This is a genomic window from Herbaspirillum sp. NPDC101397, from assembly GCF_044767325.1.
Classification (GTDB): Bacteria; Pseudomonadota; Gammaproteobacteria; order Burkholderiales; family Burkholderiaceae_D; genus Herbaspirillum.
In genome coordinates, this window is the sequence record NZ_JBIWNS010000016.1 from 1 (window position 1) to 3,374 (window position 3,374).

Consider the following 3,374-nt stretch of genomic DNA (forward strand, 5'->3'; position numbering starts at 1 on the left):
TGGCTGATGATCCCCATCGTGCTGGTCTTCGGCGCGCTGCAAGGCGTCTTCGTCGAATGGATCGGCGTGCGTCCGGCCATCAAGATCAAGTCCGAATTCGGCTGGATCATGTCGACCATCGCGCTGGCGATCATCTTCAAGAACGTCGCGGAAAACATCTGGGGCAAGGACGACTTGCCGTTCCCGAGCCCGCTGTCCGGCGCGCCGTTCCAGATCTTCGGCGCCAACGTGCAACCGATGCAGGTGCTGGTCGTGGTCGGCGCGCTGGCCATCATGCTCGCCGTCGAGCTGTTCAACCGCAAGTCGATTTACGGCAAAGCCGTGGTCGCCACCTCCAACGACCGTGACGCCGCCGGCCTGATGGGCATCAACACCAGCGTGGTGATCACCTTCTCCTACGCCTTGTCGTCGGCAACCGCCGCCTTCGCCGGCGTGCTGGTGGCGCCGCTGACACTGACCGGTGCGACCATGGGCGCCGCGCTCGGGCTCAAGGCATTCGCCGTGGCCATCATCGGCGGCCTGACCTCGGGCATGGGCGCCATCGTCGGCGGCCTGATCCTCGGCATCGCTGAAACCGTCACAGGGTTCTACATCTCCACCGGCTACAAGGAAGTCCCCGGACTGCTCCTGCTGTTGCTCGTGCTGGCGGTCAAACCTGCAGGCCTGTTTGGCAAAACTGCGATCAAAAAGGTCTGATGAACATGAACAAGAAAATCCTCCTTCTGTCGATCCTGGGCATCGCCGCGCTCGCCGTGCTGCCTCTGTTCGTGCGCAATCCTTACTACCTGCATCTGGTGGAAACCATCCTGATCTACGCCATCCTGCTGTTCGGCCTGGACATCGTGGTCGGCTACACCGGCCAGGTCTCGCTCGGCCACGCCGGCCTGTTCGGCATCGGCTCGTACACCGCGGGCGTGCTGTATTTCAAGCTCGGTCTGCCGTTCCTGCTGATCCTGCCGGCCAGCATTGGCGTCACCGCGGTATTCGGCGCCGTGCTGGCCTTGCCGGCCTTGCGCGTGACCGGTCCTTACCTGGCGATGGTCACACTGGCCTTCGGCACCATCATCCAGATTCTCATCAACGAAATGACCTTCCTCACCGAAGGTCCGATGGGCATCAAGGTACCGAAGCCGAGTTTCGGCGGAACCAAGCTTGATGAAGTCGAGTTCTTCTACGTCGTCGCCGTGCTCATGGTGCTGTCGCTGATCGTGGTCCACCGCATCCTGCGTTCCAACCTCGGCCGCGCCTTCCAGGCGCTGCGCGACAGCCCGATCGCCTCGGACTGCATGGGCGTGTCGGTGTATCGCTACAAGGTCTACGCCTTCGTCATCAGCGCCGCGCTGGCCGGCCTGTCGGGTTGCCTGTACGCGTATTCGGAAGAGTACATCTCGCCCAACACCTACAACTTCGAACTGACCATCCTGTTCCTGCTGGCGGTCATCATGGGCGGCCGCAAGTCGCGCATCGGCTCACTCATCGGCGCGCTGATCGTGGTCATGCTGCCGAGCCTGCTGTCGGACATCGAACTGTTCCGCCAGATCGCCACCGTGGCTGCCGTGATCGTCGTCCTCGGCGCCATCGGCTCGGTCGTCAAGAAGGTCAAGACCCCGCGTGAAATCGCCGTACCGGTGGTCGCCACCGTGCTCATGGCCGGCTTCTCCTACAAGCTGGAAAACATCACCGACTGGCGCCTCACCATCTTCGGCCTGATGACGCTGTTCGTGGTGTATTACCTGCAGGACGGCATCGTCGGCTTCTGCCGCGCGCTGTTCGGCCGCATGCTCAGCAAGCGTACGCCGCTGGCGCAGCAAATCGCCGGCGACAAGACTGCCGCCGTCATCACCAACGATGCGGTCAAGGAAGTCGGCGCCACCCTGCTCAAGGTCAACCAGGTGCTGATGCAATTCGGCGGTCTGAAAGCCCTGAACAAGGTCGACCTGGATGTGCGCAAGGGCACCGTGCACGGCCTGATCGGCCCCAACGGTTCCGGCAAGAGCACCATGATGAACGTGCTCACCGGCATCTACCGTCCGACCGACGGCGCGGTGGAATACGACGGCCGCACCATCACCGGCCAGCCGCCGTCGCTGATCGCCCTGGGCGGCGTGGCGCGCACCTTCCAGAACGTCCAGCTGTTCGGTGAAATGTCCGCCACCGAAAACGTCCTGGTCGGCCTGCACCATACCTTCCGCAGCAACGTCGCCGACGTCATGGTGCACAGCCCGCGCTACCTGCGCGAAGAGCGCGCCGCACGCGAACGCGCCGCCGCGATCCTCGAGTTCGTCGGCCTCGCCGATCTGGCCAACGAAGAAGCGCGCAACCTGCCGTACGGCAAACAGCGCCTGCTCGAAATCGGCCGCGCACTGGGCCTGAACCCGAGCCTGCTGCTGCTCGACGAACCGGCCGCCGGCCTCACCGCGCCCGACATCAAGGAACTGGTCGCCATCATTCGCAAGATCCGCGATGTCGGCATCACCATCATCTTGATCGAGCATCACATGGACGTCGTCATGTCGATCTGCGACACCGTCACCGTGCTCGACTTCGGCCAGAAGATCGCCGAAGGCAAGCCGGCCGAAGTGCAAGCTGATCCCAAGGTGATCGAAGCCTATCTCGGCGGCGGCGCCGGCGATTCCACACCAACCACCGCGGGAGCTTGAGATGTTGACGATTTCGAATTTGCAGGCCGCTTACGGCAAGGTTGAAGTGCTGCACGGTATTTCGATGGAAGTGCCGAAAGGCAAAGTGGTCACCCTGATCGGCTCCAACGGCGCCGGCAAGACCACCACCATGCGCGCCATCTCCGGCATGATCAAGCCCAAGGGCGGCACCGTCACCCTGGGCGGCAAGGACGTCACCGGCCAGGACTCGCACAAGATCGCGCGCGCCGGTCTCGCCCACTCGCCCGAAGGCCGTCGCGTCTTCGCCACCATGAGCGTCACCGACAACCTGCTGCTGGGCGCGTTCCCGCGCTTCACGCGGGCACGTCCCAAGGGCGACATCGCCCATGATCTGGAACGCGCACTGGAGTTGTTCCCGCGCCTCAAGGAGCGCCAGACGCAACTGGCCGGCACCTTGTCCGGCGGCGAACAGCAAATGCTCGCCATGGCCCGCGCCGTAATGCTCAACCCGGAAGTGATTTTGCTCGACGAACCATCGATGGGCCTCGCGCCCATCCTGGTCGAAGAGGTGTTTCGCATCATCTTGCGTTTGAAGGAACAGGGGATTACGATGCTGCTGGTGGAACAATTCGCCGCAGCAGCATTGAACGTCGCCGACTACGGCTACGTCCTGGAAAACGGCAAGATTTCCGTGCACGGCCCGGCCGACAAGCTACAGAACGACCCGGCGGTGCAAGCAGCATATCTCGGCGG

3 protein-coding genes are annotated in these 3,374 nt (G+C 63.2%); all 3 read left to right on the forward strand.

Annotated elements, in window-relative coordinates; genetic code table 11:
* Window positions 1–696, forward strand: a 696-nt coding sequence (locus ACIROW_RS24045; RefSeq protein ID WP_402279716.1) for a branched-chain amino acid ABC transporter permease, incomplete at its 5' end; no start/stop codon positions are given.
* 5 nt (window positions 697–701) lie between these two features.
* Entirely contained in the window at window positions 702–2,660 is a 1,959-nt protein-coding gene (locus ACIROW_RS24050) for an ATP-binding cassette domain-containing protein (RefSeq protein WP_402279719.1), read from the forward strand.
* A 1-nt stretch (window position 2,661) separates the two neighbouring features.
* A partial coding sequence (locus tag ACIROW_RS24055; RefSeq protein ID WP_402279721.1) for an ABC transporter ATP-binding protein occupies window positions 2,662–3,374 on the forward strand: 713 nt, incomplete at its 3' end.

Excerpts from the sequence above, each read along its gene's own strand:
- ACIROW_RS24050 (WP_402279719.1), top strand. The coding sequence starts at position 702 with ATGAACAAGAAAATCCTCCTTCTGTCGATCCTGGGCATCGCCGCGCTC.